Raw genomic sequence first — 23,314 nt, 5'->3', positions numbered from 1 at the left:
GATCCCTGAGGAGGAGCATTGTCCGGCACCAACGGCAGCATCTCTGGCACTGCGGCACCTGACGTCGAGTTCACGATCCTCTGTGACGTGGCTGCTGACGGCACTGTGACACCGTTCTTGCGGCGCTACCAGTCCGACAGCGCGGGCACGGTCACCCCGGCGGACTACGAGGTGGACGGCGTCACCGAGTACACGGCGACCGGCACCGTGGGCGTGTGCGCCGAGCAGACCAACCCGGACCCGGAGATCGCATCCACGGCGCAGCGGCAGACCGGCGCTGGCACGGTGACGATCCCGTCCGGGGCCCGGTCGGTGACGTTCATGGTGTTCGCCGGGGCGCCCACCGTGAGCATCGGCGGCGGCCCAGCAGTCGTGCTCCCCGCAGGGGCGACGGCGACCTGGAGCGTGGACAAGGGCGGCCAGGCCGGCGAATCCCTCCAGGACGAGTTCGTGTTCACCGGTGCGGCCGGGGCCGACTTCATGATTCTGTCCACGCGCGAGGTCTAACCGGTGCCCACCGGAGGCGAGTACACCCGGCCCGCCCCCCGAGCGGAGCGGGCCCGCGGCGTCACTAATGGCTCAGGGGACGTGACGTTCAACTGGCCCGCAGGGGCGTTCACTGGGCCGCCGGTCGTCACGTTGGCGGTCGAGGCCGGGGCCGGATTCCGCTCCGCACGGATCGCGGCGAACACCGCCAACTCGACGACGATCAACGTGCAGCAATCAGCCTCTGTAACGGTGCTTGGGCTGGGTGTCCTCGCTGTCGGAACCGCGGCCTCGGGGGTGACGGTGCACTGCATCGCAGTGGAGCCGTAAGTCTTCTCCGAGGTGTGCCCTCGGAGAGTGGTCCACTAGGGAAGGGAGGACAAGATGATCAACGTGCTGAATGACGTGCTGAACAACATCCTGATCTTCGTGAACATCCTCTAACCAGGGTGGTCCTCCCCGGTTCTCGCCGGGGAGGACATCGCTTGCCACGCCGCCGCTAGCGGCAGCTGCAACGAGGACGGCGATCCGGACGAGATCCGCAGCGGTGACATCACACTCGCCGAACCTGCCAGCGGCGATGGCACAGTGATACTGACTTGACATCCTCCCCCGCCTGAAGGCGGGGGATTCCAACCCGTCGCTCTACACAGAGAGGAGGACGGGCTGAGGTTCGCGGTGCATCGGCCCGGCAACCCGAAGCCCTTCCCGCGCAGCCACCGCATGCCCTGCGGCGGTATCCCTGATGTTCCTGGCCGCGTTCACATCAGCGTTGGCGGCGTATCCGCAGGACCGGCACCGGTAACGTGCTTGGCTCTCGCGCGCTTCCCGGTCCACGATCCCGCACGCCGAGCAACGCTGGCTCGTGTACGCGGGATTGACCTTCACGACCCTTCCCGGAGCCTTGTGCTCCAGGCGGGTTACGAGCTGTCCCCACCCGGCGGCGAGGATGCTCCGGTTGAGCCCAGACTTCTGCCGGACGTTACGGCCCGGCGCGTCGAGGGTGCCTTTCGCCGAGCGGATCATGTTGGAGATCTTCAGGTCCTCGACGACGATCATGTCGAACCGGCGCGCGAGGTCGGTGGAGGTCTTCTCCACCCAGTCCTTGCGCCGATCGCTCTCACGGGCCCTCAGCCGGGCGATGGCCAGCTTGACCCGCGCCCGCCGGTTAGATCCTCGCTTAGCTCGGGCGAGTTTCCGCTGCAACCGGCGCAGCCGTGCTTTCTCCGTCTCGCGCAGGCCTGGCGCGGTCAGCAGTTCCCCGGTGGACAGCGCCACCGACACGGCGACACCCCGGTCCACCCCGACTATCTCGCCCGTGCCCGGCGCGGGGATCGGGTGTGGCGCGACGGCGAACGCCACGTGCCAACGGCCCGCACGGTCCCGGGTGATCCGGTACGACTTCGCTTCCGGTGGAAGCGGGCGTGACAGGCGGAACCGCACCCATCCCGCTTTGGGCACCCAGACCTCGCCGACCTTCCGGGATACCTTGCGTACGCGGTAATCCTTGCCGACGACACGGAATCCCTCATGCCGTCCCGCCTTGCGCCAGGTCGGCCGCCTGTGCGTCCCGGCGAAGTAGTTCGCCATCGCCTGGGCGAAGTCCCTGAGCGCCTGCTGCTGGATGTTCACCGACCCGGCGCGCAGCCAGTCGAACACGGCGCGGGCCTCGGTGAGCTGGCGGCACTGCTCGGCGAACCCTGGCGCGGACCTGCGGCCCGGACGCCAAAACGACTGCTGTTCGACAGCGAGGTTCCACACGTACCGGGCGTGCGCGCAGTGCAGAAGCATCTGCTGCTCCTGCTGCGGCGTGGGGTACATCCGAAACCTCGACATGGGACCATCTTAGCATCACAATGATCCCATGAAGCATGTGAACCTGAGACTGCCCGACGATCTGCACGAGCGCGCCAAGGCCGCTGCCGCCGCCGACGACCGCTCCCTGAACTCCTGGTTGATCGCCGTAGTGCGGCGTGCCGTCGAAGAGGCTGAACGCCGTTCCGCCCAAGAGGCGTAACGGCTTTCCTTGCCCTGCTCCGCAGGGGTCGCATTCACCCCCGGCCTGAAGGCCGGGGCACCCTGCGAAAGACCCTGGTGGACAGAGGAATGAGGCCGTTTGTGCTCTCGGCACGCTGCCCTGCGTGGCGGTAATCTTGATTTAGCCGCTGGTACGAGGGCCGGGCGCTCTTCTCCGTCGAGGAGTGTCCGACTTGACTTGTTGGCAGTCGGTGCGTGGCCGCGTGATGCGGGTCACCAAGCTGGACGAGTGCGGCACCCCGGTCGAGGGTCCGTGCTCTCAGGTCGTCTCCAAGGGCTTCGTCTCCGTCGCCTACTCCGCCGAAATTTCAGAAGGCGACGAGGTGGAGGTGAAAAATGCAGCCGGTGAACTGTGCATATCGGACAAAGCGTGCGACGAGTTGAAGTGGATCAACCTCACGATCACGTTCTGTGGGGTCGACCCTGACCTGTTCACGCTAATGACGGGCTACCAGACGGTCCTCGACTACGCGGGCAACCCCGTCGGTAACCGAATCGGGCAGAAAATCCTCTGCGATGGCGGGGTGGCCTTGGAGGTGTGGTCGGACATCCCGTCGCAGCGCTGCGCGGAGACCGGCAACCGCCTGTACGGCTACTTCCTCGCTCCCTGGGTGAAGTCGGCGATCCTCAACTCGTTCGCGATCGAGAACGACGGTGCGACGTTCGAGATCACTGCCCGGACGGAGAAGGGCGGCAACTGGCAGAACGGGCCGTATGCGGTGGATCCCACCGACAACGCGACCCCGCCGACCGCTGGCCCGCTGCTGACCCCCATCGGTCCGGAAGACCACCTCGACATCCACGCGACCAGCGTGGCGCCGCCCGAGCCGGAGTGCGGCTGCCAGGAACTCGTCCTCGACCCCTCCTAAGGGGCGAGTGGTGGACTGGGTGATCCCCGTACGAGTCGGAGAGCCAGCCGAGGAACTGCGGTACGCGCTACGCAGCATCGCCGCGCATGTGCCGCATGGCCGGGTCTGGCTCGTCGGCTACCGCCCGTCCTGGGTCCGGGGGGTGAGGCATGTGCCGACCAGGCAGCTCGGATCGAAATATCGGAACACCACGCTCGCCGTGCGGGTGGCGTGCGAGCACCTGGAGATCAGCGACCCGTTCATCCTCGCCAACGACGACATGTTCGTGCTCCGCCCGATCTCGGAGGTGCCCGTGCTGCACCGTGGCCCCGTCCGCGACGTCGAGGCGTACTACGAGGCCCGCAGCTCCGGGGCGTACCTGCGGGGCATGCGCGAAACCCGGGCGCTGCTCGCCGAGCTCGGCCGCCCGGATCCGCTGTCGTATGAGCTGCACGTCCCCCTCCCGGTGTCGAAGGCGGGCATGCTCCGAGCGCTCGACCTGGGCCGGCGGCTGGACGTCCTACACAAACGATCGATGTACGGGAACCTCAGTCGGATCGGTGGCGAGCAGACCGCCGACGTCAAACTCATCGACCCCCGCGCGGCGGTGCCGGAGGAGTGGACGTTCCTGTCGACGCTGCCCACCGCGTGGCGAGGCGAGGCCGGGCGGCATGTACGAGCGCGGTTCCCCCGCCCTTGCCGCTATGAGGGGGCGCGATGAGCACCGGGGATCACACGCCGTGCTGGCCAGAGCCGGACGTCACCTGCTGCGAGGCCTGGGATGGGGCGGCACCGGAGCTGAGGGAGCGGGTGGGCAAGGTCGCCGCCCAGATCTTGCATCGCCTATCGGGGGCCCGCTACGGCCTGTGCGAGGTGACCGTTCGCCCGTGCGGCAAGTCCTGCGGCGGCGCCGACACGCCTTCGTACGGTCCACCATTCGTGCCGATGATCAATAGTGCGGGGGCGTGGATCAACTGCTGGTCCGGCGACTGCGACTGCGAAGACACCTGCTCCTGCTGCAAGGTCTGCTCCGTCGTGCTGGACGGGCCGGTCCAGGACATCGTCCGCGTGCTCGTGGACGGAGTCGAGATCCCGGCCGAGGTGTACCGGGTCGATAACCATCGCGAGTTGGTACGGACGGACGGGGTGTGCTGGCCGCGCTGCCCCGACCTCCACGCACCCTGCGACGTGGAAGGCGCGGGCGGGTTCTGCGTGACCTACCTACATGGGCTGCCTCTCGATGACGCCGCCATGTGGGCGTACGGCATCTACGCCTGTGAGCTGATCAAAGCATGCACCGGGGCGTCCGGATGTCGGCTGCCCAAGCGGGTCCAGTCGGTGACGCGTGAGGGCGTCACGATGACGTTCCTCGACCCCTTCGACTTCCTCGACCATGGCAGGACCGGAATCCCCGAAGTGGACATTTGGCTGAGTGCGACCAACCCTGCGGGCTTGCGGCGGAAATCCCGCGTGTTCAGCCCCGACTACACCCCGCCGAGGCGGACCACGTGGCCGTGACCCTCGACACCGCTGTGCTGCCCCTCGCCGAGGAACTCCTGGGCTGCTTCTGCCCCCTGCTCGCCGAAACGGTCGGCGGGATGCCGGAGTGCGGCTGCTGCCTGTCTCTCGGCCCGGCCGTCGCCGACGTGGAGCATGCGTGGGTGCGGGTGGTCCGCATCTACCCGTCCGGGGGGCGGTTCCCCGCGCAGGCGTTCGACGTGGAGTCCTGCCCGGCGAACGAATGGGGCGTCGAGTTGGAGCTCGGCGTGTTCCGGTGTGTCGCGACGATCGACGACGACGGCCGACCACCGTCGTGTGACCAGGTGCGGCGTGACGTTGAGGTGCAGCTCGATGACGCCGCCGCGATGCGCCAAGCCGTGAACTGCTGCTTCGCTGATGACGACCGGTTGATGGTCGTCGGTCCGTGGGAGCCGATCCCCCCGCAGGGTGGCATGGCCGGCGGGCGGATAACCGTGACCGTGCTCATCGGCGACTGCTGCCCGGGTTGACAGGAGAGGGGGCTGCGGTGGCGAGGGTCCGGGTCACGATCAACCAGGCCGAGTACCGGCGGTTGACACAGGCGCGGAGCGGGCCCGTCGTACGGCACGCCGATCGGATCTCCCGCCGCACCGTGAACCAAGCCAAACGCAACGCGCGGGTTGACGAGGGCCAGGGCAGGGCGAGCATCCACCACACCATCGACATCCACGCGACACGGGTCATCAGCAGGATCGGCTCCCCGCTGACCTACATGTACTGGCAGCACGAAGGCACCGGCATGTTCGGCCCGAAGCGGCGGCGGATCACGCCAGTGCGGGCGAAATTCTTGAGGTTCGAGGTCAAAAGCGGGAAGGCCGCGAAGGGCAGCAGGCCGGTCGTGTTCGCCAAGTCCGTGGCGGGCGTCAAGGGCGACAAGTGGCTCGTGCGCGCCTTCAAGGCGGTTTCGCCGTACCCTGTGCGCGAACGCTAGCTGATCAGGACAATGAGGGGGCGTGGGCGTGGCCGAGAACGCGGTAGCGACCAAAGACGAGGACGCGATCGAGGGTGTGGTAGTCGCACCCGAGTTGGTGTTCACCACACCGAAGCGGGACGAGAAGGTCGAGGACGTCGCCGCGCGGACGATCCCGTTCGATCTAGACGGGGAGATCTACCACGTTGTCCGCCCGCACAAGCTCGAGGAAACGATGGCGGCGCTGGCGGAGGCTGAGGCACGGCGGGCGACCATCGCCGACCGCCTGTATGCCGGGTCGGCGTTCCTACGGAAGGTCCTGACCCCGTCCTCGGCGTCCAGGTTGCAGGCACGCCTGGACGACGACACCGACCCGTTCCGGCTGGAAGACCTGTACGACATCCTCGGCCGGATCGTCGACGTCCTCGCCAAGGACAACCAGGAGACGCGTCCGGCGAGGGCGCGGGCTCGGGCCCGCCGGTAGGTGGAGGCGTGGCGGGCGGCCCTGGGAGGACCGCCCAAGTCGTTTGAACTCGACAACGAGGTGTACGAGCTGACCGGCCCGTGGTCGTGCCTGCTGGAGCATCTGCCCACCGCCGGGTGGCACACGGGCGTGCTGTACGCGCTGCTCGACGTCGAGGACGCTGACGCTCTGGACGACCGTCTGGAGGACGATGAGGACCCGCTGATGCTGTGGGATGTGCAGCGGGTCGCCGAGCGTGTGGTCGAGCAGGCGACCGGCCGCCGATGGTGGGTCGCGCAGCGCCTGTATGGCACCCTCGCCGTTGAGTGGGCTGACCTTGACGGCCTGCTCGCGCTGCGGGGTGTGGACTTGCAGGGGCTGCTGGACCGGCCGGCGAAGGTCTGCAACGTGGTGCACGCGTGGCTCACGGCCGGGGCGGACGAGCAGGGCCGGGAGCGGTTCGACGCACAGCTCGAAACCCCGCCACCGGGGGTGGATCTGGATGTGTCGCCGTTGTGGACCCCGGAGGAGGAAGGCGACGCGTTCATGGCCGCCCTGTCCACGTCGGGCGGCAGGATCGGCGGCTCCCGCGTGGGTTCGGCGTAGCCTTAGAGCAGTCGCTGAGCTGAGGGCCGGACGTCCCTTCCCGAGGGGGCCGGGTGGCCGGGGAGCTCGCCAAGGCGTACGTCGCGCTCGAGGTTGATTTCGACAACCTCGACGAGGACATTAAGCGTGGCCTTGAGAAGCGGGTCCGCGCCGCTGCGAAGAAAGCTCAAGCCGAACTCGACCGCACCGAGCTAGCTGCCGCTGCTCTCGGTGACACCATCGACAAGGAGGTAGGCGGCAGCGCGGAGAAGGCTGCTGTTTCGATCCGTAAGGCAGCTAAGGCGGCGTCTTCGGATCTTGCCAAGGGGGCAGCGAAGGCCGGTACCAACCTTGATCGCGCCGCGAAGGCTGCGGAGAAAGCCGCCAAAGCGTCAACGGATCTTGCGAAGGGTGCTGAGAAGGCCAAGGAAAGCCTTGGTGGTGCTGCGGAGGCTGCGGAGAAGGCACGTAAGGGCACGAAGGCGGCGGCCGACGCGGTCCGGGACATTCCCATGCTCGATGGGCAGGGGATGCTGTTCGACATCGACGACGGCAAGATCGTCCGACTACGGCATCAGGTCGAGGCAGTTCAGGAGGCGCTTTTCGATCTCGACACAGTGGAGATCGACAAGGTCACACGCTCCGTCGACAACGTCACACACTCCTCTGATCGGGCTGCTACCTCGCTACGGTCCCGTCTGCTCGCCGCAGTGGTCGGTGTGCGGAACGCGTTCGAGGGCCTCGGCCGACGCGGCGGCAGCGGCGTCCTCGAGGACCTCGGGCGCGGCGTTGAGGACCTGGGTAGGCGCACCGACCGCGCTGGATTGAGCCTGGATAGCTTCAGCGGCCGACTGGCGGTGCTGGTGTCGGCTATCGCGGCTGCGGCGACGCTGGCCCCTGTGGTGGCTGCAGGCGGCCTCGGGCTCGCCGCGGGGGTCGGCCTGGCTATTCCCACCCTGGTACGGGTCATAAAGAGCCAGGAGGAGATGGCTGACCTGTGGGACGCGCTGTCGCGTGAGGAGCGGATCGCGTCGGTCGCCACCAGGCAGTTGGTGGATGATTTCAAGGATCTTTCTGCCGAGCTGGCCCCCGACAGCTTGCGGGCCTACAACGGGGTGTTGTCGGAGACCGCCCGCATGCTGCCCCGGCTGGAGCCGCTGGCCAAGGCGGCGTTCCAAGGACTGTCCAACTCTTTGATTGATCTTGGGCGGGGGTGGGACTCCCCTCGGGCGACGCAGTTCTTCCGGGACATGGAGCAGCAGGCCGCTCCCGCGCTGGAAGCCGTCACCGGGCTGCTCATGGACACCGGCGCAGCCGTCGCCTCGTTGATCACTGCGCTGGGTCCGCTGGTCCCGGTCGGCATGGGTGCCGTGACCATGCTGCTGCAGCTGATCACCGCCGTGGATGATCTCGCGCCTGGGCTGACACAGGCCGCGGTGCTGGCGCTGGCACTGCGTGCCCCGGTGGGTGCGATCGGCGGCATGCTCGGTCGGAGCGTGAAGGGTGTCAAGGAGTTCAACGCCGCCACGCGGGGCGCGGGTCTGGGGACCAAGCTGTTGAACGCGGCCACACGCGCGGGGCCCAACATTTACCTCGCCGCCGGTGCCGCGCTCGCCGTCTTCGCCTTGCATGTCGCGCAGACGGAAACCGCAGCCGAACGTGCCGCCGCAGCGATCAACGCGAACGCAAGGGCCGTCGGTAACAATTTGGAGGGCTACCGGCGAGCCAATGCCCTCTTGCGGGGGCAGTACGCGCCATCCGTGACTGCGGTCAACAACGCTCTTGGCCAGCTGAACCAGTCGGTGAACGCGAACAACGTCGCCATGCTGCAGGCCGCGCAGGCGAACCAGAACCTCGACTCCACCTACCGCGCCGCCGGGCAGAAAATCGAGGAAAACGACCGAAAGTTCCGCAACGTCACCGAAGCCGCGAAACTTCTGGCGCGGGAGTACGGCATCACCCAGAAGGCGGCGATCCAACTTGCGAACGCCGCCGGGGTTGACCTGTCGCGCGGCGTGGTCGAGTCGGGAAGCCTGATCGCCTCCGCAGCCGACAAGATCGGCCAATACCGCGACGCCGCCAACGTCGCCAAGTCCTCGACGGAGGTCCTCGACGAGCTGTTCGAGACGATGGGCAACACCGCGCTCGGCGCCGCCGACCGGGTCGATGCCCTCAACGGGGCCTTGAACCGCCTCGCCAACCCTGCCGTCCAGTTCGCTGACGCTGGTGTCCGGATGCGGAAAGCGGAGACGGACCTGGAGAAGGCCCTACGGAAAACCAACCTGACAGCCGACCAGCGGCAGGAGAAAGCCACCGAATACGCACGGTCACTCCTGACGTACACCGAGGCGGAGTTCGCCGCCACAGAGTCGACCCGCCGCAGCGAGAAGGCATACAAGGACAACCGGGTCGAGCTGGAAAAAGCCCTCCGCAAAACTCGGGAGGGGCCTGAGCTTCTCGCGGCCCTTGAAGAGACGTTCGGGCGGCTGGGGGTCAAGGCCGAGGAGGCTGCCGGGGGTGTACGCGGCGCGAAAGATGCCGTCGAGAAGCTGGCCGGGTTGGACGTGGCTGGAGGTCTGGCCGAGGCGGGCGCGCAGGCCGGTTTGCTCGGCGCGAGCGCGGGAGGCGCAGCGGGGAACGTCGGCACTCTGGCGATCGAGGCGGATAAGGCCGGCAAGAAAGGCAAGAATGCGGCTCTGGGCCTGTCGGAGGCCGCCGCGCAGGCTGGCAACCTCGCGGGGTCGGCGAGTACGGCAGCAGGCCCCGTGGGCGGCCTGGCGACCCAGACCGACCGTGCCGGGCGCAACGGCCTGACCGCCGCCGGAGGTTTGTCTGCTGCCGCGCAGCAGGCGGCAGGACTGACCGGGAAAGCGGGCGAAGCCGCGACACGGGCGGCGCTCCTCGCGGCGGAGAGCAGCCGCATCGGAAGGGGCGGGTTGTCTGCTGCCGCTGGGATGTCCGAGGCCGCCGCGCAGGCTGGCCATCTGTCCGGGACAGCGAGCACCGCGGCGGCCAATGTCGGGTCGCTCGCGCAGACCGCCCAGGGGGCTGGCGGGAAAGCCGCCACGGCTGCGGGGAAGGTCCGCTCACTCGGCGCACAGATCAACAACCTGCCCAAATCGAAGAGCATCGACATCACGGCGAACACCGCCCCCGCCCGGGGCGCGCTCGCCAGCTTCCTCGCGCTTATCGGGCAGCAGCGTCCATCCATCCCGGTAGCGATCCGCGCACCCGGCACCGCCGGTGCCACGGGCGGGCTGCTGTCGAGCGGGGTGATCCGCCGCGCTGGCGGCGGTCCTGTACGGCAGCCGCGTGGCGGTGGGGTGCTGCGAGGGCCGGGCACCGGAACGTCGGACAGCATCTTGGCGTTGATCGACAAGGGCCGGCGTGGGCTGGCGTGGCTGTCCAACTTCGAGTTCATCGTGAATGCGAAGAGCACCCGCAAGTATCTGCCGTTGCTGCAGGCCATCAACGCCGACAGGTTCGCGTCGGGCGGGCAGGTCAGGGGTCGTGTCCCTGGGTACGCCACGGGCGGAAAGATCAGTGGGAAGGTCACCCGCGCGCCGATGGTCGACATCGGCGCACTGCTCGGCGCGGACATTCGCCGAGGGCTGCGCGGTTCGGCGAAGGCGATCGCCGCTGAGGTGGAGCGGATCCGCAAGTCGCTGGAGAAGAAACTGCTCGCGATCGGGGAGTCAGTCGGGCGCGACTTCGTCAAGACGATCTCCACGGGTAGCGCGTCGCAGATCAACACCGCGTTCCGGTCCCTTGAGAAGCGGATCACGGCGGCGTTCCGGGGGATCCGCACCACCGTGGATGACCGGCTTGTCGCCCGCCTCGACAAGCAGAACAAGAAGCTGTCGGACCTGGCTAAACGGCGTGACAAGCTCAGAGCGCAGATCGAGGAGGCGACCCAGCTCGCCGCCGACGTCACCAGCCGAGCTAGGGACTTCGCCAACCTGGCCCGTTTCGACGATGCGCAGCAGGCCAGCGCCCGCACGATCGCCGACACCCTCCGCCAGCGTCTCAGGGCCATCCAGGATTTCCAGCGGAACATCGAAACCCTCGCCCGGAAAGGCTTGGACAAGGGCGCCCTCCGCCAGATCGTGGAGGCCGGGGTAGACGAGGGCGGCAGCCTGGCGCGGATGCTGGCAACCGCCTCGCAGGGTGAGCTGAACCAGATCAGTTCGCTGCAGCGGCAGATCGACAAGGCCACCAAGAGCCTCGGTACGCAGAGCGCGGATCTGCTGTTCGATGCGGGCCGCGCCGCAGGTAAGGGCTTCCTGGCCGGGCTGAAGGCCGAGGAAAAAGAGATCATCAAACTGATGACGGAGATCGCGAAGTCGGTCTCTCAGACCGTCAAGAAAACCCTGAAAATCAAGTCGCCGTCGCGGGTTCTCGAACGGGACGGCATGAACACGATGGCGGGTTACATCCTCGGCATCCGCAAGCTGGCCGCTCGGGCGCGATCAGCCGTTGCCACTGCTGTGCAGCCCGCACTGGCGACAGCGGCGCGCATGACCCCGCCCAGAGCCGCCACAGCAGGGGCGCCCGCGTACGCCCGTCCGACGGGGCCGCGTGAGGTCCACCACCACAACAACCAGTTCACGATCAACCAGGCGTACGACCCGCGCACTGTGGCCCACCAGATCGAGACGCGGCTACTGGCCGCCGTGCGCTAGGAGGGGGGAGAGGTGGCTGATCGGTCCTGGTTGTGTGTGGGGGGCGTGGAGGTGTCCAACGCCTGCCGGACGATCACCTACGCGCGGGCGGGACTACGACCGCACACCACGCAGGTGGGGGACTGCTGCTGTGGTGACCTCGCCGGAATGCTCGGCGATGAGCCGTACACGCTGCCGGGGCCGGATGAAGCGCCGTGGGTAGATCCTGCAGAGCCCGACAGCGTGGATTTCGCCGGGCTGCTGATCACGGACATCGACGGGTTGGACTCGGCCCCCGTCGAACGGGCGGTGACCCCGCGGACCGGCGATGGGGTGGTGATCGGCCGTCGCCGGTACGGGCCTCGGACGATCGTCGTCACCGGCGCTCTGCTCGGGCGGACCTCGTGCAGCGTGGACTATGGCCTGCGCTGGCTGTCATCGGTGTTGCAAGGGTCGCTCGGTTGCGGCTCCGGTTCGTGCGGCGGGGACGACTTGCAGTACATGACCTGCTGCCCAACCACCACCGGCAGCACCGAGTGCTGCCCCGGCCCGTGCACGGCGCAGACATGCGCCCAGGGCGTGTTCCGCACCCTCAAGGACGTCTCCCTGATCGAGGCCCCGACCATCATCGGCCGGTTCGGCGGCGGCTGCGGATGCTGCCCCGCCACCGGCCTGCAGATCCAGTTCACCCTCCTCGCGGGCAGGCCGCACGCGCTCAGGGCTCCGGTCACGATCGCTGAAGCGGTCACCTGGCCACCCCCGAGCGGCGGCGACGACTGCGTCGAATGGGTGACGGACCCGGGGTGCATGGACGAGTACGGCGAATGCGCTGCTCAGGCACCGCAGCCCTGCCCGCTGGACCCCAACTGCCCGCCCCCCGTGGTGCCGGACCTGCCGCTGCCGAGGAATGACTGCCAGTGCGAGCCGTGGGAACGCCGCGAAGTCTGTGTCACGGTGTCGCCGGCAACGGCGCCGATCTGGGCGGACATGGTGCCTGTACTGGAGCTGTATGCGGGGAGCGGGGTGCTGCGGAGCGTGAGGGCGCGGTTCTACCCGAACCCTGGGAATGTTCCTGCGTCGGAGTTGGATCCCTGTTCGTGGTGCTCGGAGATCAACATCTCCTATCTGCCGGAGTACGCGCACCTGGTGCTCGACGGGACCCGCCGCACCGCCTACGTGCAATGCCCCGGCCGGGCTGAGACACCAGCGGCGGGGATCGTCTCCGGGCCGGACGGCAGGCCGTTCTCCTGGCCAGTGCTGGAATGCGGCATCCCCTACACGGTGTGTGTGTCCGCCGACTCCGACCTGATCGCTGAGGACGCGTCGGTGACGCTCCGCACGGTCGTACGCGAAACCTGATGAGAGGAGACGAGCGTGGGACCGCTCGGGTGCGCCGACGAATACGTGGTCGAGATCCGCGACCGGGAAGGCCGGGCGGCCTACGGCACCGTCGAACCCTCGACCGGGCAGTGGGGCAGGCTGCTCGACGACACCTCGGAGGCGCAGATCACAGTGCCGTACAGCGGCCCGGACTGCTGCGAGCTCCTCGGCAACACCCGGTCGTGGTGCAACAACATCAACATCTTCCGGGACGGGAACCTGGTGTGGGACGGCCCGATCGTCCGGATGGAGTACACCGACGACGCCACCACCATCAACGCCCGCGACGTCTCCCAGTGGCTCTACCGCAGACGGATCGCGAGCCTGCTGGACTTCACCGGCTCTGCTGAGGCCGACCTCGCCCACATCGCCGAGGCCCTCGTCCGGCACGGCTACTCCCGGGACGACCCAGGCGTCCTCGAGCACCTGCTGGTCACCCCCACAGGCATCGTGGGCGCACGCCAGTACGCCGCCGACTCCGGCTACGTCCTCGACGCGCTGCGCGAGCTCGCCCGCACTGGCGTCGACTGGACCGCTCTCGGCCGGCGGATCCTCATCACGGGGGAGACGCCACTCGCCCGGCTTTCGACGCTGACCGATGAGGATTTCGCCGGGCCGATCACCGTGATTGAGGATGGCCTCGCCGCTGTGACCGATGCGGTGGTGCTTGGGAAGGGCGTGCGCGGCCAAGCAGGCGGGACCGGCCCGTGCGGACTGCTCGAGGTCCTGGTGACGGAGGAGGAGATCCTCGACGAACGGTCCGCCCAGGCCGAGGCGGAGGCGATCGTCGCCGCCGGGAGCCCGTCGCCGTTATATGTGGAGGTGCCCGACGGGACGCAGCTCTCCCCAGAAGCCCCGGTCGGGATCAACGACCTTGTCCCCGGTGTGGTCGTCCCGGTCGCGAGTGAGCGGACCTGCCGCACCGTCGCGACCGACCTCAGGTTGCTGCGGGTGAACGTGACGTTCGACGAGAACGGGGAGCGGGTCGGCGTCACCCTGGCACCAGTCGGGATCGACACCGCCTACATCTAGGGGAGGGGACACGGTGGCGAGGAGACCACGCCGGGCACGCACGCCAGAGGAACTGCTGCGGGACCTGGACGACCGGATCCGCGTGCTGGAGCACCGCACGTCGGTGGTGGTCGGCGTGCCACCGAACGCCTACCTGCTGGCAGTCGACCAGGACGGGCAGCTCGTCGCAACGAACACCACCACCGGCCGGGCCGCGGTAGTCGCCAGCCCTTAGCGCGGCCAAGCCGTACGCTTGACCTTGACGCCGCAGTGCTGTGGGCCGGGCGACCCCTTGGGATCCGCTGGGAGGCCCGGCCATGGAGCACGGCGAGTCACAGCGGCATGTCGCCATACCGGTCGATGATTTCCCACGCCCAGGAGAGCATGTCGGTCACGCGCTGACCGGCGGGCTGGGCTCGGGTCCAGAGTTCGAGGTTCTCGATGCGGTTGTCATCTCTGATCCCGTTCTTGTGGTGTACCGACTCGCCCGGCAACAGGCGACGACCAATGTGCTCCTCCATGACGTGGACGTGCTCGCGCAGCCATCCTTTTTCGGTCTTGATCTCGATGTAGCCGTAGCGCATTTTCCGCCGGTGCCCGATCGGAGCCGTAGGGACAGATTTGGCGGGGCACTTCGGGCAGTTCCTGGACCGATAGTCGATCAGCGTGTCACATCGAGAGCATTTGCGGTCGGCCAGCTTCTTGCGTCGCCGGTAACTGCACTGGCTGCAGCGAGTCGAGTTGTTACGCGTCTTGAATTGCTTATCGCAATCGACGCAGTTGCGCAGCTTGGTCGTTCCAAGCGCGTAGCAACCGGCGCAGACCGGCCTGCCTATCTTGTGGATAACTTCGCTGGTGCCGCATTTCCAGCACTTGCGTTCTCGCTTCTTGGCTGCCTTCGACTTGGTTGGAAGGACGCGACACTCCTCGTGAATGGCGGCGAGAGGACGGTCGGGGTTGAAGGGGATTTCCTTATCGCATCGGGGGCAGATGCGAGGCGGCCGTTTGGCGCGCCGGATGTCCCTGTAGCGCGTTCGCGAAGCCTGTTTCGATGCCTCCTTGCAAGCACTGCATCGCGGGGTTCCGGTCCGGTTCAGGGCTATGCCGCCGCAGGCGCAGAGACGTGGGGGACGAGAGTCGATCTCCTCTTGAGTAAGTCTCCGAGTCATTTAACAATTATACAAGGACAGGAGGTTTAATTTGCGTTGCGGATGCAGTGGATCATGCGCTTGTTCGTTAGCGCCTGGCCCTGGCGTGACTATTAGTGGGAACGGCTCCGCGTCCAATCCGTACGTCATCAGCGCGAGCGCCGCCAGCGATTGCGAGATCATCCAAGACTGCGTCGGTGCCGCTGTCGGGCCGGGTCTGGAGTACGACGACGCTGCGAACCAGTTCCGGGTGAAGATCTCGACGGCGGCTGGGAACGCTGCGGCGATCGGGGTGGACGGTGGGATCTACGCCGCTGGCGGTGGCGGTTCGGGTGGGTTGACGTTCGTCTCCACCCAGGACACGCCGTGTATCGACCTGTCCGGGCAGGGCACCACTGGAGCCCCTCTGTCGGCGGCGCCGATCATCGACCCCAACCCAGGCCAGCTCCTCGCGTGCACTGCGACTGGGCTCCGGGCGGCGCTCACCGTCGGCGCGTGCGGCCTGACCGGCACGGGAGCGGCGGCCTCACCGCTGGCGGCCAAGGTCACGCCGTGGCCGTACTCGTGCCCGGTCGACGCGAACGCGGGCCGTGTTTTTTGCGACTCGACTGGCACTCTCCGGTCCGAGCCGAGGGGTCGAGCGACGTATGTGCAGGACTCGGTCAACCAGTCCTACCCCGCCACCGCCGTACCTACCGGGAGCGACAACGTCGTCACCACACGCCATCTTTCGATCACCAACCCCGACCCGTGCAGGGAGGCGTTCGTCGTCTGCGAAGTCGAAGTCGATGTAGCTTTCGACCTGCCCGCGAGCTCGGGGGCGGAGTACGGCATCAGCACCGACAGCATGGTGTACACCGCCAACCGAGGCAGCAGCGCGGCGACGAATGTCCACTGCCAGACGACGAAGGTCTACAACCGGGTGATCGCCCCGGGAGCCACGCTGAACGAGCCGCTCGACGTGACAATGGGCCGCGGCTCCGGCGGGGCCACCTACAGCAGGATCCAGTCGTTCATGCGCGCATTCGTGTTCGTCCTCTAAGGAGCCCTGTGGACAAGATCCTCTACTACCAGTACGAAGACGGGTCGGTCTCCAAGCGGGAGATCCCCCCACCTCCCGGCGCGGTGGAAATCACTCGCGAGGCCTACGAGAGCGTCCTGAACAGCATCGAAGCGAAGACTGCGGCGCATCGACAGCAGCTCCTCGACGCCGAGCGGGAGCGGTTCACCACGTCGGTGGCGCAGTTGATGCGGCTTGGCATGGATGAGGCGACCGCCCGGCAGATCCTCGGCGTCCCCAACGATGTCGAGCTGCCTGGCCTGGCCGACCTGCTCAACGCTCTCGCGGGTGGAGGGGAGTAGCCGTGGCCAGGGTCTGCGTCTGTGACGACCGCCTCACCGTCACCCCGTCCGGTGAGCTATGCGTAATCCCGGGGAGTCTCGGCCTGCGCCAGGTGCTCATCTACTCCACGCCGGGTGTCCACCAATTCCGGAAAGCCGACTACCCGTGGCTGGCTCGTGTTTACGTGAAGGTGCAGGGCGCGGGCGGAGGCAGCGGCGGCGCGAACGCCGCCGCCGGCGAACTCATCGCCCGGCCAGGCGGCGCTGGCGGAGGCTACTCGGAGGCGCTCATCGAGGTGGCCTCCCTCGGCGCGACAGAGAGCGTCGTGGTCGGCGCGGGCGGCGCGGCTGGTGGTGGGAACAACCCCGGCGGCAACGGCGGCACCTCATCGTTCGGCGGATTCGCGGTCGCATTCGGCGGTGACGGCGGGACTGCCAACATGACCACAGGCACCGCCTTCTCCACCTCGACGGGCATTCCCGGACCTTTGGTCGGCACCGGCAATGGCAACTCCGGAGGTGGCGGCGCGGGCGGGGGCGCGATCCGTCTGTCCGCCACCCAAGGCATGTCCGGCGTCGGAGGCGAAAGCCGCCTCGGGCATGGCGGTTTCCAACGCGGTGGCGAAGGCCCGGGAAGTGCGCCGCGTGGCCGGGGCGGAGGCGCTGGCGGGGCGCTCAGCACGGGTACCTCGGTTCCCGGCGCCGAGGGCGGCCATGGACTCGTAATCGTGGAACTCCACGGCTGATCGCCTGCCAGGTGGTCGGGTCGTAGACTCGCCTTAGCTGCTGGCGTTGCGGGCCGGGCGCTACTCCGACACATCGGAGGAAGCCTTGGCTCAGTGTTGCGGGGCCCGCCGCTGCACCTGCACCGTCACCGCTGGTCCTGGAGTCACCGTCACCGGTGACGGCGGCACCACCAGCCCGTACGTGATCAGCGCCGACGGCGGCGGCACAGTGTCCTGCGATGACGTGCGGCCTTGCCTGTCCGCTGGCGACGGCATCGACTACGACCCCGGAACGGGGGAGATTACCGCCCGGCCCTCCACGGACGCCGGGAACGCGCTGGAGATCGGGACGGACGGCGGGCTCATGGTCCCGCCGAGTTCGGCCGTGCCGACCGCGCTGGGTGTGGCAGACACCCCCACGGTGGATCTGACATTGGCAGGCACGGGCACCCCTGCAGACCCTTACAGCCTGTCGGCTGACGTGCAGCTTGACCCGGCCCCGCCCGGCGGCGGAGCCAACCTCATCCACGAGGGACCGGACGGGCTGTACGTCGAATGTGGTGACGTGCGCGGGTGCCTGTCGGCCGGTGACGGCGTCGACTACGACCCTGCTACCGGTGGGATCGCCGCCCGGCCGTCCACGGATGCGGGAAACACGCTCAGGTTTGGCACTGATGGGGGTCTGCTCGTCACCCCTGGGGCGGTGTCCTGCGACGACGTCCGCCCCTGCCTCAGCGCTGGGGATGGCCTCACTTACAACCCGGGAACAGGGGAGTTCACCGCCCGGCCCTCCACCGACGCAGGAAACACGCTCGCCATCGGCTCCGATGGGGGCCTGATGGTCCCGCCGGGTGTCGGCGACCCGACCGCGCTGCAGGTGGCAGACTCCCCGACGCTGGACCTGATGCTGACCGGCGACGGGTCTACGGCCACCCCGTACCAGGTGACCGGGGCGGTACGGATGGACGCCGCCCCGCCGGGCGGTGGCAGCAACCTCCTACAGGAGGGGCCCGACGGGCTGTATGTCGAGTGCGCGGATGTTCGCGGCTGCCTGACCGCAGGAGACGGCGCCGCCTACACCCCCGCGAGCGGGGAGATCGCAGCACGACTCTCGGCCGATGCCGGCAACCAGGCAGCGTTCGGCGCTGACGGCGGCCTGTACGTCCCGCCAGCGCCCCCGCCGAGCGTCGGCTGCGGCCTGGACGGCGACGGCACCCCCTCCACGCCGCTGATCGTCGCCACCTCTGGCGTATGGCCGCTCGCCGACCGGATCGGCCAGCCGTTCGCCTGCGACGACACCAACACCACGTCCGAGATCTACTGCGCAGCCGACGGCACCCTGCACTCCCGGCCCGAGGCAACAACCATCATCGGCACCTTCGAGCGTTTTCGGCATGTGCCGACGCCTGGTGGTCCGCCTCTGGACATGACATCCGGGCAGGTGTACACCTTCACGCAGGGCGTGTCCTACGCGAACCCGTCACAGTGCCGCCGCCTGCACACGATGGGGGTCGCGTCGGCGACGGTGACGTTGACTGTCGGGGCGGGTGCGCACTGGCGGGTGTACATGTCGCCGGTCTGCTCGGTCGATGCGGCACCACTCGGCCTGGTGGTCTTCGAGGACGTGTGGAACGGCCCGGGTTCCAAGCCGTGGGTCTACACGGCCAGCGGTGTGGATCACGAGTTCAACATGCCGCCCGGGACCAGCCGCATCTATCAGTTCCGGATGGATATCGAGTGCGTCGCCGGGCCGGTGAGTTTCACCAGCATCAACGGTGACGTCCGCTACCACGGCACCACGATCTGACCGTGTCGGCTTCATCTGAGACCGAGTTGGCCGCGCAGGTGGCAGTTGTTTCGGCGCAGCAGCAGGCCGACCACGACCGGATTACCGATCACGAGGCTCGGTTGCGGCTTGTGGAGTCCGCCGTGGTAGCCCTGTCCTCGTTACCCAAGCTCGTCGAAGACCTCGAGGGGCGGCAGCGGGGTGATGAACGGTACCGGTACGCGCTTCCGTTGACCGCGCTGACCGCGCTCGGATCCGTCGTAGCGACGATCATCACGCTCATCGTCAAGTAGAGGAGGGCTGCCGTGGTTGATCTTGTGACACGCGCACAGTGGGGTGCCCGACGGCCGAAGGGCGGGTACTCGCCGCTGCGGTCCACCCGAGGGGTGAAGGTCCACTACACGGGCGGCCGGGTGGATCCGGGCGTCGTGGACGACCACAACAAATGCGTGGCCCTGGTCAAGTCCATCCAGAACCACCACATGGACGGCAACCAGTGGATGGATATCGGCTACAGCCTGTGCTGCTGTCCTCACCGGCGAGTCTTCATGGGGCGAGGGCCAGGGCACTTGCCCGCCGCCAACGGTCCCGGCCTCAACAGCGGTCACTACGCGGTGCTCGCGCTGGTCGGCAACGCCGGCCTCGTACAGCCACCCGACGGCATGCTCTGGGGGATCCTCGACGCGATCGACTACCTCCGCGCCAAGGGCGGTGCCGGGTCGGAGATCAAGGGCCACCGAGACGGCTACCCCACTGACTGTCCCGGCGACCCCATCGCTACGTGGATCCGCCGCGGCGCGCCCAGACCCGGCGGGAGCACGACACCCCCGCCAGCCGGGAACACGACCAAACCCGGGGTGAAGGCCCCGGCCTGGCCCGGCCGGCTGCTCGCCTACCCGCCGCTCACCAGCGGAAGTGACGTGTACACCTGGCAGGCCCGTATGCGGGAACGCGGCTGGGCGGTCGACGTGGACGGCAAGTACGGGCCGCAGTCCCGCTCGGTGTGCGTCGCGTTCCAGCGGGACTCCACCGCGCACGGCTGGCAGCTGGCGGCTGACGGAATCGTCGGGCCACTCACCTGGAAGGCCGCGTTCGAGCGGCCCATCACCTGATCAAGCGGTTTTGTCGGTGGCATCCGATAGAAATGAGACCCCGGCACCTGCTGGAACAGGCCCGGGGCGTGGAGAACACCTTCTGGGAGGTGCCCTCATGGGCAAGCGTATCTGCAACGTAGACGGCTGCCCGCAGCCGCATGACTCAAAAGGCTTCTGTAGCCGCCACTACATGGTTTGGCGACGACACGGAGATCCCCTCTGGTGTCCACCATCGGCGGCAGAACTGTTCTGGGCCAAGGTGGTAGAACAGGGTGATTGCTGGATCTGGACCGGCAGTGGACAGCGGTACGGCAAGGTTTCGATCGGTGGTCGAGACCTCCTGGCGCACCGTTTTGCCTACGAGCACATGGTGGCGGAGATCCCCGAAGGGCTCACTCTCGATCACCTCTGCCAGAACAAGAAGTGCGTGAACCCCTGTCACCTCGACCCTGTGCCGCAGTCGGTCAACGTCCGCCGACGTGATCTCGCCCACGACATGAGCTCCGCCAAGACGCACTGCCCTCAAGGCCACGAGTACACCGAGGAAAACACGTCGCGACGCAACGGACGTCGCCACTGCAAGGCCTGCGACCGAGAGCGACAGCGCCGTAACTACAACCGCAGAAAGGCGGCAACGTGAACGGATTCCTTCCAAGCCTCGTTCGAACGGTGGTCCCGGTCATTGTCGGCGTGCTGCTCGGCTGGGCCGCCCGGATCGGCCTGACCCTGCCCGAGGGTCCGCTGACCGAACTGGTGACCGTGGTCTTCACTGCGGCGTACTACGCACTCGGCAGGTGGATCGAGTCGCGCTGGCCAGCGGTCGGCCGGTGGTGGCTCGCCGCCGGGCTCACGAAGCGCCAGCCGGACTACGACCTGGCGGCCTGACGTGGACTTCCCGACCGCGTGGGCGATTGCCCGCAGCGCGCCGATAAGTGAGCACGACCCCCGATGCTCCTATGCCCTACACGATGGCGGTTTCCTGTGCGACTGCCATGTCCTGACGCAGCACCCGCAGTACCTCGCGGACTACGGGCCAGTTCCCGTGAGCTGTTGAGTTGATGGTTCGTTTGAGGACCACGAAGGCCCCGCCCACTCCGGTGCGCGGGGCCGTTCTCGTTCCATGGGCCGGCGCGACGTTAGCCCCGGTGGCTGTTTTGGTCCGGCCTGGCGGTCGGGACCGGACAGTAGGCGTGCCGATGCGGCACCGTGGCCCGATCGGCTCGTCAACGCGAGAGGAACCACCATGATTAAGGCCGGACGGGTCGCCTGCTTAGACGGCGGCCACACAGATGCGATCACATACGCCCACGCGCCCCAGTGCACGTGGATCATCCGGCGACACTGCGGCAAGTGGGTGACCGCCACCTTCTCACCCCAGCACGTGCTGCAGTGCCAGCGGCACGACGCACCGATCTACATCAACCTCGAGGACCAAGCAGGTGTCCGGGTCGGGGACATCCGGATGCTGGAGCATCCGGAGTACCTCGCCGCGCTCGAGCGCCAGGCCCAGAAGCTCGGCAAGCTTCCCGTGCTCTCCCCGTGTTCGGTGGACGCCACGGCAGACGGTTGGGTCATGGTCGACGGGGTGGTGGTGGCCAGTGGGACGTACCGGATGGACGTCGGCGCCAGCGTCCCCCACATCCTGATCGCACCCTGACCGGGCACGAGCTGTCCGAGGACGGGGCTAACCCATATCGGTTTCACATATCGCCGGTTTTCGGTGCGCACCCGGACGTGCGGCGGCTTATGCTGGCCCGTGACCCGGTGAGGAGTCCAGGGGACTCCAACACCCGGCGCACGGGCTGACTGCGCCGTACGGCGGTCAGCCCCCCACATGCGAGGGCGCCCTGCTCACCTTTGCCCACGAGCGCGGCGCCCTTTCGCGTATCCTGGCCCGCGCAGACGGTGCCCAGGCTGCCCAACTCCCGCGACCGGATAAGCGGGACGGAAGCAAGGGCAACCCGACACCCACGATGGTCCGGTCACAGCGGTGCCGGGCGTGAGCGGGGATCGCCTCCCGCCAGCCCCTGCACCAACCCCATATGCTTCCAAGCTAGTTGGTCACTGACCTGGGATTACGTCCGCTGCTTGAAACCTGCTCGAAAGCTCTCCTGCCGGAGGGTTGTGGTTTCTCTCGGCGACGCGCACTGGTGAGGCGCATGGCCTCCCAGTGCAGGGCATCAATCAGCGTGAGCTCCAGTCGGAGTTCATCGACGAGGCGTTCAAGTGGTTCCATGCGGCCTCCTGTTGAGGACAGGACGCTTCACAGGTTGCGGGGGTTCACAATTAGGTGATTGGGGCTGGGTTTACTCGCGCCCGATGCGACGGCGATCACCCGGGGGACGGCAATCAAGGGGTACTGCCCGCCATGCCTGGGCCGTCCTCGTAAGATCATCCCCCGAACCAGCACACCAACCGGGGGACTCATGGCCGACTACGACTTCCCATCTGATCTGATCGAGGCGCAGCGCGCATTCCTCGCCGCCGACGCCCGATGCGAGGAACTCGCCCAGCAGGGGCCGCCGGCGACCGCCATCGTCGAAGGCACCGCGGCCATGCCTGAGAATCTCCGTCAGGAACTGGAAGCGGCCCGTGCCGAGCGGCTCCGCCTGATCAGCGTGCTGTACGGCCATCCCTTTTGGGGGGAGATCCCGCAGAGCGACTGGTTCGCGGCGCGGATGGCGCTCAGGGAAGCGGCCCAGTCCTGACGGACTGGTGGGGGAGGGGAACCACCTCGACGAGGTCAGCCAAGTCCAGGTGCTGGGCGACCTCACCCACGTTGCGGCAGTACGCGACCAGATAGCCGAGGTGCTGGACACGCAAGAGCGGGCGGCCGTCGAGGACGATCCCCTCAACCTCCCACCCGTCGGTGCCTACCCAGCGTGTCATGCGGGAGATGGTAGGAAACCGCAGGTCAAGGCGGAGCAAAGAGCGTCCGCGCACGGTGGTGGCGGCCCCCTGCAGGATCGAACACATGAGCGATACTGGCTGGATGCGGCGCTACAACGAACCGGCCCAGGTCACGACCGGCCCTGACGGGCTCCCGGTCGCGATCACGGCATGGGGCCGCACCTACCGTGTGGCCGAGCAGGTGGAGCCGTACTGGGAGGCGCAGGATCCCTGGTGGACGGGGGGCGGCGCAGGGTTGCCGATCGAGGCGCTCACGGTGCGGCACTACATCGTCCGAGCGGTCGGCCCAGACGGCTCGGGCGTCCTGGAACTGGTCGAGCAGTGTGGCGAGTGGCGTGTTGCGGGGGTCTGGGATTGACCTGAGGAGAAGAAACTTACACCCCAGCCGTA

At 67.7% G+C, this 23,314-nt stretch carries 27 protein-coding genes; 24 read left to right on the top strand and 3 right to left on the bottom strand.

Annotated features, from left to right (window positions below; all coding sequences use genetic code 11):
• The first annotated feature begins 87 nt into the window (after window positions 1-87).
• The gene (locus AP234_RS00925; protein ID WP_152990168.1) at window positions 88-507 is read left to right on the top strand and encodes a hypothetical protein; all 420 of its coding nucleotides are present in this window, start codon (window positions 88-90) and stop codon (window positions 505-507) included.
• Between the two features lie 624 nt (window positions 508-1,131).
• Here the strand turns inward: AP234_RS00925 and AP234_RS00915 are convergent.
• The gene (locus tag AP234_RS00915; RefSeq protein WP_083501665.1) at window positions 1,132-2,322 is read right to left on the bottom strand and encodes an RNA-guided endonuclease InsQ/TnpB family protein; all 1,191 of its coding nucleotides are present in this window, start codon (window positions 2,320-2,322) and stop codon (window positions 1,132-1,134) included.
• Between the two features lie 28 nt (window positions 2,323-2,350).
• On the opposite strand from AP234_RS00915, the gene AP234_RS34520 reads away from it, so the two are divergent.
• The 12 genes from AP234_RS34520 (at window position 2,351) to AP234_RS00860 (ending at window position 14,155) form a co-directional block, all read left to right on the top strand.
• The gene (locus AP234_RS34520) at window positions 2,351-2,503 is read left to right on the top strand and encodes a toxin-antitoxin system HicB family antitoxin (RefSeq protein ID WP_083501664.1); all 153 of its coding nucleotides are present in this window, start codon (window positions 2,351-2,353) and stop codon (window positions 2,501-2,503) included.
• Between the two features lie 193 nt (window positions 2,504-2,696).
• Window positions 2,697-3,392 (top strand): hypothetical protein, encoded by a 696-nt coding sequence (locus AP234_RS00910; protein ID WP_152990167.1) that lies wholly within the window; start codon window positions 2,697-2,699, stop codon window positions 3,390-3,392.
• Window positions 3,393-3,402: 10 nt separating this feature from the next.
• Window positions 3,403-4,092 carry a hypothetical protein gene (locus tag AP234_RS00905; RefSeq protein WP_055478169.1) on the top strand — a complete coding sequence of 230 codons (690 nt, stop codon included), beginning with the start codon at window positions 3,403-3,405 and terminating at the stop codon, window positions 4,090-4,092.
• Window positions 4,089-4,889 (top strand): hypothetical protein, encoded by an 801-nt coding sequence (locus AP234_RS00900; protein WP_055477581.1) that lies wholly within the window; start codon window positions 4,089-4,091, stop codon window positions 4,887-4,889. The genes AP234_RS00905 and AP234_RS00900 overlap by 4 nt, the downstream gene beginning before the upstream one ends.
• A complete protein-coding gene (locus tag AP234_RS00895) occupies window positions 4,880-5,380 on the top strand; it encodes a hypothetical protein (protein ID WP_055477580.1) in 501 nt (166 codons plus the stop codon). Before AP234_RS00900 ends, AP234_RS00895 begins: the two co-directional genes overlap by 10 nt.
• Before the next feature lie 17 nt (window positions 5,381-5,397).
• Window positions 5,398-5,841, top strand: coding sequence for a hypothetical protein (locus AP234_RS00890; protein ID WP_055477579.1), 444 nt, complete (start codon window positions 5,398-5,400; stop codon window positions 5,839-5,841).
• A gap of 22 nt (window positions 5,842-5,863) precedes the next feature.
• Complete coding sequence (locus AP234_RS00885; RefSeq protein ID WP_055477578.1) at window positions 5,864-6,304, top strand: hypothetical protein; 441 nt, start codon at window positions 5,864-5,866, stop codon at window positions 6,302-6,304.
• Window positions 6,305-6,889 (top strand): hypothetical protein, encoded by a 585-nt coding sequence (locus tag AP234_RS00880; protein WP_055477577.1) that lies wholly within the window; start codon window positions 6,305-6,307, stop codon window positions 6,887-6,889.
• A 53-nt stretch (window positions 6,890-6,942) separates the two neighbouring features.
• Entirely contained in the window at window positions 6,943-11,550 is a 4,608-nt protein-coding gene (locus AP234_RS00875) for a hypothetical protein (protein ID WP_152990166.1), read from the top strand.
• A 12-nt stretch (window positions 11,551-11,562) separates the two neighbouring features.
• Window positions 11,563-12,888, top strand: a complete 1,326-nt coding sequence (locus AP234_RS00870) for a hypothetical protein (protein WP_152990165.1) — start codon at window positions 11,563-11,565, stop codon at window positions 12,886-12,888.
• Window positions 12,889-12,903: 15 nt separating this feature from the next.
• Window positions 12,904-13,941, top strand: coding sequence for a hypothetical protein (locus AP234_RS00865; protein WP_055477574.1), 1,038 nt, complete (start codon window positions 12,904-12,906; stop codon window positions 13,939-13,941).
• A 13-nt stretch (window positions 13,942-13,954) separates the two neighbouring features.
• Window positions 13,955-14,155: a hypothetical protein gene (locus tag AP234_RS00860; RefSeq protein ID WP_055477573.1), complete on the top strand. Its 201-nt coding sequence runs from the start codon at window positions 13,955-13,957 to the stop codon at window positions 14,153-14,155.
• Between the two features lie 97 nt (window positions 14,156-14,252).
• On the opposite strand, the gene AP234_RS36950 is transcribed toward AP234_RS00860, so the two are convergent.
• Entirely contained in the window at window positions 14,253-14,504 is a 252-nt protein-coding gene (locus AP234_RS36950; RefSeq protein ID WP_055477572.1) for an HNH endonuclease, read from the bottom strand.
• A gap of 670 nt (window positions 14,505-15,174) precedes the next feature.
• Between AP234_RS36950 and AP234_RS00850 the strand changes: the two genes are divergently transcribed.
• The 10 genes from AP234_RS00850 (at window position 15,175) to AP234_RS00810 (ending at window position 22,722) form a co-directional block, all read left to right on the top strand.
• On the top strand, window positions 15,175-16,110 hold the full coding sequence (locus AP234_RS00850) for a hypothetical protein (RefSeq protein WP_055477571.1): 936 nt from the start codon (window positions 15,175-15,177) through the stop codon (window positions 16,108-16,110).
• Between the two features lie 8 nt (window positions 16,111-16,118).
• The gene (locus tag AP234_RS00845; RefSeq protein WP_055477570.1) at window positions 16,119-16,430 is read left to right on the top strand and encodes a hypothetical protein; all 312 of its coding nucleotides are present in this window, start codon (window positions 16,119-16,121) and stop codon (window positions 16,428-16,430) included.
• 2 nt (window positions 16,431-16,432) lie between these two features.
• Entirely contained in the window at window positions 16,433-17,155 is a 723-nt protein-coding gene (locus AP234_RS00840; protein ID WP_055477569.1) for a hypothetical protein, read from the top strand.
• Between the two features lie 85 nt (window positions 17,156-17,240).
• A complete protein-coding gene (locus AP234_RS00835; protein ID WP_152990164.1) occupies window positions 17,241-18,941 on the top strand; it encodes a hypothetical protein in 1,701 nt (566 codons plus the stop codon).
• Between the two features lie 2 nt (window positions 18,942-18,943).
• Complete coding sequence (locus AP234_RS00830; protein ID WP_055477567.1) at window positions 18,944-19,213, top strand: hypothetical protein; 270 nt, start codon at window positions 18,944-18,946, stop codon at window positions 19,211-19,213.
• A gap of 12 nt (window positions 19,214-19,225) precedes the next feature.
• Window positions 19,226-20,032, top strand: coding sequence for a peptidoglycan recognition protein family protein (locus tag AP234_RS00825; protein WP_055477566.1), 807 nt, complete (start codon window positions 19,226-19,228; stop codon window positions 20,030-20,032).
• Window positions 20,033-20,129: 97 nt separating this feature from the next.
• Window positions 20,130-20,654 carry an HNH endonuclease gene (locus AP234_RS34510; RefSeq protein ID WP_152990163.1) on the top strand — a complete coding sequence of 175 codons (525 nt, stop codon included), beginning with the start codon at window positions 20,130-20,132 and terminating at the stop codon, window positions 20,652-20,654.
• 29 nt (window positions 20,655-20,683) lie between these two features.
• Window positions 20,684-20,899 (top strand): hypothetical protein, encoded by a 216-nt coding sequence (locus AP234_RS00820; RefSeq protein ID WP_235557893.1) that lies wholly within the window; start codon window positions 20,684-20,686, stop codon window positions 20,897-20,899.
• A gap of 469 nt (window positions 20,900-21,368) precedes the next feature.
• Window positions 21,369-21,671, top strand: a complete 303-nt coding sequence (locus tag AP234_RS00815) for a hypothetical protein (RefSeq protein ID WP_152990162.1) — start codon at window positions 21,369-21,371, stop codon at window positions 21,669-21,671.
• 769 nt (window positions 21,672-22,440) lie between these two features.
• On the top strand, window positions 22,441-22,722 hold the full coding sequence (locus AP234_RS00810) for a hypothetical protein (protein WP_055477563.1): 282 nt from the start codon (window positions 22,441-22,443) through the stop codon (window positions 22,720-22,722).
• On the opposite strand, the gene AP234_RS00805 is transcribed toward AP234_RS00810, so the two are convergent.
• The gene (locus AP234_RS00805; protein WP_055478168.1) at window positions 22,700-22,903 is read right to left on the bottom strand and encodes a hypothetical protein; all 204 of its coding nucleotides are present in this window, start codon (window positions 22,901-22,903) and stop codon (window positions 22,700-22,702) included. The two genes, AP234_RS00810 and AP234_RS00805, sit on opposite strands and share 23 nt — an antisense overlap.
• A gap of 85 nt (window positions 22,904-22,988) precedes the next feature.
• Between AP234_RS00805 and AP234_RS00800 the strand changes: the two genes are divergently transcribed.
• Window positions 22,989-23,282, top strand: coding sequence for a hypothetical protein (locus AP234_RS00800; protein ID WP_152990161.1), 294 nt, complete (start codon window positions 22,989-22,991; stop codon window positions 23,280-23,282).
• Window positions 23,283-23,314 lie beyond the last annotated feature (32 nt).

The sequence above is a fragment of the Sphaerimonospora mesophila genome, assembly GCF_001417795.1.
Taxonomy (GTDB): domain Bacteria; phylum Actinomycetota; class Actinomycetes; order Streptosporangiales; family Streptosporangiaceae; genus Sphaerimonospora; species Sphaerimonospora mesophila.
This window is presented reverse-complemented; position numbering and strand designations above follow the sequence as displayed.